The organism is Aulosira sp. FACHB-615 (assembly GCF_014698045.1).
In the GTDB taxonomy this organism is placed as follows: Bacteria; Cyanobacteriota; Cyanobacteriia; order Cyanobacteriales; family Nostocaceae; genus Nostoc_B.
Genome location: NZ_JACJSE010000073.1, coordinates 1 through 6,485, shown reverse-complemented (window position 1 = coordinate 6,485; position 6,485 = coordinate 1). Strand labels below are relative to the sequence as shown.

The window sequence follows — 6,485 nt, the reverse complement described above, 5'->3', positions numbered from 1 at the left end:
TTTACAATGACTTTACCATCAAACCCTCATTGCTCAACCTCTATATCATCAGCGATCGCTGCCTTTATCTCTGCTTTAGTAATTATGTACTATATTTAGATGCGTTCCCCCTGTGATTCAGGATGAATATTAGTATAACTCTCAATTAAATTTGAGATTTCATCCGAAATCTGGTTAAAATCATTTAGCTTTTGGTTAAAAGCTACTTTGAAATCTACTCCTCTTTGAAGTGCCTGTGAGTTATTATGTTCAATGTTTAGCCAAACATCATCAGAAAATCCTAATAAACTCTCTTGAATGCACTCAATATCTGTGAGAATTTGTTGTATTCTATTCTCCATTAACTTTCTCCATTAATTAATAAACTTGACAATCTTAATTAGAGTGAAATAATAGTCAAAATTAAATTTTGCTCTACACATCAATGTTTTTAGCTCATTTATGGATAAATATGTTTAACTCCTTTACCACCGTTAGGTGTTTTACAAGACCAGCGTAAATCACAGCTTTTACAATCTTGTTCGCTGATCTGTCCAGGAACAGCAGCTTCCCATTGATTAGTACAACGTGATTCTTCAATTTGATTTACTGTTTTAGTAAACTCATTTATAGCTACTTCAATTTCATCAGGCTCAATACTGACTTCAATTAAAGCATTCGCTGGACGCTGAGTTGGGCAAGTCTCACCATCAAGTTCGTTAAGAAAATACAAAACTGCTTTCTTTGGTAAAACTCCATATTTACGTTGATAGAGATAAGCATAAACCCGCATTTGAAACTCATAAGTTTCTAAATCTTTTGGATTTAAACCAACACGACTACTACCTTTGTAATCCCACATTTCACAGTTTGCTGGGTCTACATTGTCATCAACTGAGTCTATTAGTAAATCCACAACTCCATGAAGAATATGACCTACCTGATCTGCTTGTAACCTATGTTCTGTATCTCTAACTCTTGGGTAGAGTGTACTACCTTCCAAAGCATTAAAATACTGTAAAATTTTTACAGCTTGAACTCTAGTCCTTGACCTAATAGCTAAAATTCCTTTACTATTCAGTCCATTTTCAACCTGAAGGAAGTATTTAATAATATTACTTGGTGGTAATGGAACTGTTTTTTTATCCTTCTGTGCTTCTTGAACTTCATTAAAGTATTCGCGTATTTCTTCGGAGATACGCCCAACGCTGCGATGCAAGCTTTGTCAAAATTGACCATGCAAGACACATTCCCACCTCGGAATCGATATAGTGCTTGATCGTCATCTCCTACTACAGTAATACTATGTGAAGTTTGATTAGCAAGAGCTAAGTAAATTCTTTCTTGAATCGGGTTGGTATCTTGATATTCGTCAACAAGGATATGCAGCAGAGGAGGTTGGTTTTCTCCATCTCCTTCTAAAAATCTTTTTCCAGCAGCAGAGGTTAAAAACCTAAGAAAACAACCTTGAAGATGAGCAAAATCACATCTGTACTTGTTTTGTAACTCTTGAGTATACTGTTGATAAAAATCTGCTAGTGTTGCCCAATTATCTCCAGCTAGAAGCATTTTATCTACATCAACATGATCTTCGACAATGTGATTGAAAAGAGTTACTGCTGCCTTGGCACGTTTCCACTTGCTAGGATAATAATCTTTATTCCGCCAATCAGGAACAGTATGAGCAAATTGTGTCCAGAAATTTAAATCTTGGTAATTTGCTATTGAAGCATAACGGTAAACAAATAAATCTTGCTCAACCTGATCTAGCAAACGTACATTTTGGTATTCTTCATAACGGTATTCTTGAAGAATATCATTGCACAAACTATGTAATGTTCCTATCCTTATGTCAGCTAAATCTACTGATTGAAGGCTAGAATCTGCTTTCTGAAGTGCCACCAAATAACTTGCAAGGCGATCTTCAAGATTACGTGCTGCTTTTTGAGTAAAAGTTGTTAGTAAGATAGAGCGCGGTTTAACGTTATCTACACAGAGTAACTTTAAAGTGCGTGTAACCAACACTTCGCTTTTTCCAGAACCTGGGCCTGCTAACAGCCATAAAGAACCTCCACTATACTCAACTGCTTCCTTTTGCTTGTCATCTAGCTCATAACCACGAGCGTTAGGTTGAGCAAGACAGGTATGAAAAGTCGTTAAATCTATCATTGTTACTTCACTTCTACTGTTGCACTGGCATCATTACCAAATACATCAACCAGTCGCACTGCGATCGCTCACACAAAAATGAGCTAAAAACTAATTAGGCAAATACTTAGTCAACAAATTCTGCCCTTGAGTCCCCATATCTTTTAACATCCCCTCAATCTTCTCCATTGCTAGTGGTGAGGGTTTATAATGTCCATTTTCCCAACGATTTATGGTGCTATATTTGACACGTAATTTATCGGCGAGTTGTTCTTGTGTTAATCCAGCCAAAAGCCGCAGTTCACGGATAAACTGCCCTACCTCTGGCTGGTTAATAGCCAAGGAGTTTTGAGTAGTCATTTAGCTTTAAAATTTATCCTACTAACTTAAGTAGCAGGTGCTATACGATTGGCTACATAATAACCATACAACAACCTGATAAGCTCAGTATTTACGCGCAAAATCTATTTATTTTTTCTAAATAAATTTATCTATATAAGCGATAATAGGATTGCTCCAATTGTTTTTGTATATGTGCAAAGATTTGGTGAGCAAAAGTAGGCGGTACAGAATATCCGATGATTGACCCAGCCGTTGCTGTCTCCTTGGGGAATTCGTACCACCTGGGAAACCCCTGCAAAATGGCAGCAGCTTCAATTGATAAAGACTTGACCCTACCATCAGGCAACCAAATATCAGCGAATTTATTGCGGTTGCACCCTTTGTGATCCGTGAAATGTGATCGCACAATAGTATTCGCTGGCTCCTTAAGGGGCTTGTACTTCAGTCCATTCCTCCCACCAACCCTTTCAATCAGCAGTGGTACGGGGTCATTCGCCGTCAAAAATCTTTCTACAGCTTGCTGTTGTTTGGGCAGTAGATGAGAATCGGGCATCGTGGGAATGAGGTGAGCGATACCTTCGGCACACTTCGTGAACGCCCCATACCAACTGACAGAGCCAGATGTTGGTGGTAACGAGAGAGCCAAATCCCGGCAAGCAACCAGAACTAAACGCCGTCGTGCCTGGGGTAGTCCGAAGTCTGCCATGTTTACCACGCTGTAATTCACTCGATAACCAAGGGACTCTAAAGTATTCAGAATGATATTAAAGCTCTGACTGCTCAAATAGCGTGGAACATTTTCTAAAGAAAAAAGCCGTGGCCGCAACTGCCGAATAGCAACAGCTACTGCTTGCGCTGCGGTCAGGTCATCATCCGTTTCTATTGCAATCCCAGCCTTTGCGGTGTGGGCTTGAGAAAAGTTGGCACACACCGGGGAGGCGTGGAGGTAGTCGGGGTTGGCTGGAAACCCAATAAATCCTAACCGTGCTACCTCCTGTACTGTTTGCTGGATTACTTTGCAACCATACTCGTGGAAGTTGCGGTGATGGGTTTGGGCGATCGCCTGACTTAGTTGCGGTTTGGTTGGGTCGTGTTCTACTGCAATGACCGGACGAATGCCAGCTTGCACCATCCCGGCTTCTACACCGCCGCCCCCAGCAAATAGCACAACAGCGATCGGTGCGTTAGCTGGAAGGACAGGTTTAGAAGGGGACTGTTTTTTTGCTTTAGCTCGTTTGATGAAGGCGATTATCTCATTTTTACTGGCCCCTGCCTTTTGCATTTCTCGAATGAGAGTAACTGCACCACAAGGGATGGAGCCGATAGAGCGACCTTTCCAAATACCATTAACTTTCTCTTCCCAGTTGTAGCCGTAGCGCCAATGCTTGAGGTTATTTGGGTCACGTTCACCAATCACTGATGGGTAATGCGCCGTTGAACCATCTTGTAGCTTTTTAGTTTCTGTGTACTGCTAAAGACATCCTTGACTACGAAGATGTGAGCTTTTAAGGTCGTCCTCTAAGAATTTTTCGGGTGTCGCAACAGACATAGAGAGCATCCCCGTATGAGTGGACATGAGGCAAAAAGAGTTTAAGAGATCGCTTCAGAAACCAGTTCATCCGGCACATCAAAAAGACCCAACTGCCCAATGTAGGGAATTGGAGTAATGGAGCGTGGATTCGCCAGCTTCCAATGGTACTGCTCAGGCATACCCCAACCAGAAGCAGTTGGTGAGAACAAACAACCGACCACTGTAACCACACCAATGATTTGACCCCGGCGCAGCATTTTTAGCTCTGGTACGGACATACCCAGTCTTTGACAAAATTCATGAGCAGAGTGGTACTCTTTCTTGGTACATTTTGAGGCAGCGTGAATGAGAATATCGCCTCGGTAATGAATGGGCCAGACTCGGTTTTCGATATCTTTTTGGGCGTAAATGATTGCCCAAGCCCAGGGTTGTCTGACTGACAATGCTTTCATGGGTTCTAAAACTCCAATAGCTGAATGTATGCGTCCAACGCTGCAATAGCCGGGTGAAACTGCGGTTGAGATTTCAAACCATTGCAGATAACCGCAGTAGTCCCAAGCTCAGTAAAAGTAAAGCCAATGCTGGATTGTCGAGCAGCGCAGTGATTGATGATGGTTAACAGAATGAAGTTAAGTTGTTCTAAAGCTTGTCCTTCATGGGTGGACAAACGCCACTCAATATTTTCAGAACTGACGACACGCGAAGCATTGGTTGAATTGCGTTTTTCGACTGTGGGCAGAATTTTGACCTTGAACTTGTAATCGCGCTCAGTAGTTGAACATTCTTCGGGCGCAAGGGAAGCCCACTGGTTGAGGAGTTCTTGGTAGATGGTACTCATATTTATTAAAACCCGCGACCACGAGACAAATTCTTGAAAGAGATAAACTGATGATCGAACAAAAGCTTGACCGTGCCAGTAGGGCCATTACGTTGCTTGCGAACGATTAACTCAGCAATGCCCCGATCTGGGGTATCGGGGTTGTACATTTCTTCGCGGTAGAGCATGATCACAACATCGCTGTCTTGCTCTACCGCACCACTGGAGCGCAAATCGCTGAGTATGGGGCGTTTGTCATTGCGGTGTTCAACTTCACGGCTTAACTGGGATAAAGCCAGAACTGGTACATCCAAATCCTTGGCGAGTTTCTTCAATCCCCGGCTGATTTCGGCAACACGCTCAGTCATATTTGTCCTGAAGTCAGCAGCTTCAGCCATCAGTTGTAAGTAGTCAACAATCACAAGTTCAACACCACCATAATGGGATGAAATTCGGCGGACTTGGCTACGGATTTCATTGAGAGAAGGGCAAGATTCGTCGTTGATGAAAATCTGTTGTTCACTCAGTTGAGCGATCGCCCCACTCAAGGGTTGCCACTGACCGTCAGAAATAGCTCCTCTTTCGAGAAAATTGTTTTCAATGCCAGATTCGCTGCTCAAAAATCGCTGTGTGTACTCTTCAATGGACATTTCTAAGCTGAAAACGCAAATAGGCAACTTTCCAGTTTTGGCAACATTGAGAGCGAGATTACCAGCCAAAGCAGATTTACCAACAGAAGGACGAGCAGCCAGCACATACAGCCGCCCTTTACGAAAACCACCGCCGAGTATTGCCTCTTCAGCTTCAATGCTTTGTGGGGGTAAGCGGTCTTGTTGTGATGTGAAGTTTAGTTTGTCTTGTGTCATAAATATCTCCTTTGGAACATAAATTGCAAATGATTTTTACGCTGCATTTGGATGTAAGTACGCATACATTGAGGGATGCGTAAGTTTTAACCATTCCAGCCATTTTTCTGTCGCACCTGGGTGTTGCTGGTCATAGCGGGTACTGAAAGAAGCGATCGCATTCTCAAGGCCAACTTCATCCATGCGGTCTAGAAGTTCACTGAATGTTGCTTTATGCCAATCAAGAGAACGATTCGAGTAGTAGCCAATAGGCTGGTCGTTTGATTGAGATTCTTCAAACGTTGGTGTAGATGATTCGGTAACTTTTGACCAATAGACCAGCAGTTCTTCTAAACCAGCTTTACTCACCTCCCAATTGCTGATGGATTTGATGACAGTGGGGATTTTTTGCTGCCAATCAACCTTGTCCCACCCGGCTCGTTCCTTGGCGATTAACTCCACTAAACGGCGATCGCAGGTTTGGTAAATTTTGTCTCTGGTATTTGTGCGCCAGGGGAAACGCCAACAGCGCAGTTTGATTTCGTTTTTGTAAACTGCGGGTAATGGCTCAGATGCCATGATGCTGGGGTCAAGCAGAATGTGATTGAGCAAATCCTCGATGGACTGAAATTTTGGTTTGCTGGGTTTATTGTTCGGTTGTTCGCCTTTCTCGAATGACCCCGCCGCAGTAGTTGGTCGAAATGAGGGATTGTCTGTGTGATGCGAAGTCTCGGATTGATTTGACAACGAAGCGAGAGATTCAGGAATTGGTTCTTTTTCCTGGTTTGGTTGTAAGTAAGAGTCAGTTTCTTCACACACACAT

The 6,485-nt window shown here is 42.6% G+C and carries 8 protein-coding genes and 1 pseudogene; all 9 read right to left on the bottom strand.

The features are described from left to right. Positions 1 to 95: 95 nt before the first annotated feature. Complete coding sequence (locus H6G77_RS35035) at positions 96 to 341, bottom strand: hypothetical protein (RefSeq protein WP_190874114.1); 246 nt, start codon at positions 339 to 341, stop codon at positions 96 to 98. 98 nt (positions 342 to 439) lie between these two features. Beyond that, complete coding sequence (locus H6G77_RS35030; RefSeq protein WP_190874113.1) at positions 440 to 982, bottom strand: PD-(D/E)XK nuclease family protein; 543 nt, start codon at positions 980 to 982, stop codon at positions 440 to 442. 74 nt (positions 983 to 1,056) lie between these two features. Next, positions 1,057 to 2,148, bottom strand: a complete 1,092-nt coding sequence (locus H6G77_RS35025) for a UvrD-helicase domain-containing protein (protein ID WP_190874112.1) — start codon at positions 2,146 to 2,148, stop codon at positions 1,057 to 1,059. A gap of 90 nt (positions 2,149 to 2,238) precedes the next feature. Beyond that, the gene (locus H6G77_RS35020; RefSeq protein ID WP_190874111.1) at positions 2,239 to 2,487 is read right to left on the bottom strand and encodes a helix-turn-helix transcriptional regulator; all 249 of its coding nucleotides are present in this window, start codon (positions 2,485 to 2,487) and stop codon (positions 2,239 to 2,241) included. Positions 2,488 to 2,614: 127 nt separating this feature from the next. Continuing rightward, positions 2,615 to 3,886 carry a DNA cytosine methyltransferase gene (locus H6G77_RS35015; RefSeq protein WP_313954546.1) on the bottom strand — a complete coding sequence of 424 codons (1,272 nt, stop codon included), beginning with the start codon at positions 3,884 to 3,886 and terminating at the stop codon, positions 2,615 to 2,617. A gap of 173 nt (positions 3,887 to 4,059) precedes the next feature. After that, complete coding sequence (locus H6G77_RS35010; RefSeq protein ID WP_190874110.1) at positions 4,060 to 4,452, bottom strand: ASCH domain-containing protein; 393 nt, start codon at positions 4,450 to 4,452, stop codon at positions 4,060 to 4,062. 5 nt (positions 4,453 to 4,457) lie between these two features. After that, a complete protein-coding gene (locus H6G77_RS35005; protein ID WP_190874109.1) occupies positions 4,458 to 4,838 on the bottom strand; it encodes a hypothetical protein in 381 nt (126 codons plus the stop codon). Between the two features lie 5 nt (positions 4,839 to 4,843). Next, positions 4,844 to 5,683 carry a DnaB helicase C-terminal domain-containing protein gene (locus tag H6G77_RS35000; RefSeq protein ID WP_190593353.1) on the bottom strand — a complete coding sequence of 280 codons (840 nt, stop codon included), beginning with the start codon at positions 5,681 to 5,683 and terminating at the stop codon, positions 4,844 to 4,846. 36 nt (positions 5,684 to 5,719) lie between these two features. Then, positions 5,720 to 6,485, bottom strand: a pseudogene (locus H6G77_RS34995) (helix-turn-helix domain-containing protein); the annotation flags it as partial.